The sequence below is a fragment of the Rhizobium sp. S163 genome (genome assembly GCF_030380805.1).
Taxonomy (GTDB): domain Bacteria; phylum Pseudomonadota; class Alphaproteobacteria; order Rhizobiales; family Rhizobiaceae; genus Rhizobium.
On the sequence record NZ_JAUDSA010000022.1, the window covers coordinates 1 to 550 of the forward strand.

The 550-nt window shown below is 60.9% G+C and carries 1 pseudogene; it reads right to left on the bottom strand.

What is annotated here, in order from left to right:
• Positions 1-550 (bottom strand): annotated as a pseudogene (locus QTL96_RS22620) (IS21 family transposase); the annotation flags it as partial.

Consider the following 550-nt stretch of genomic DNA (forward strand, 5'->3'; position numbering starts at 1 on the left):
CGGGTACCGCGTAGCAAGAGAGCATCGCGAATGGCATTCTTGAGGTGGCCATGCGGGCTCTCAATCGCACCGTTCTCGTGGGCAATACCCTTATTGTTGCGGGTCGGCGTCATCCGGTAGTGCGCGCAAAGCTCCGCGTAGCGCCGCGTCAGATCTTCTTTTGCATCGGCGTCCAGATTGCGGAAAGCCGCCGACAGGCTGTCACTGCGATGGTAAAACGGTGCTCCGCCAAGGAACCAGAGAGCGTTCTGTAGCCCTTCAGCCAGCGCCACGAAGCTTTCGCCGCCGAGAACGGCATGGGCGTGTTCGAAGCCGGAATAGGCGAGCCGGAAGTGGTAGAGCAAATGATCGAGCGGCTGGCCTGCGACCGTGATCTCAAGTTCGTTCATGTTGGTGAAGTCGGAAAGCCCCAGTCGCCCGGGCTCATGAACCTGGCGAAAGATCACTTCCTGCTCATCGCCATTGATGGCCCGCCACGCACGGATCCGCCGCTCCATTGTCCGGCGAACGCCCTCGCTGAGGTCAGGATGGCGGCGCAACATCTCCTCGA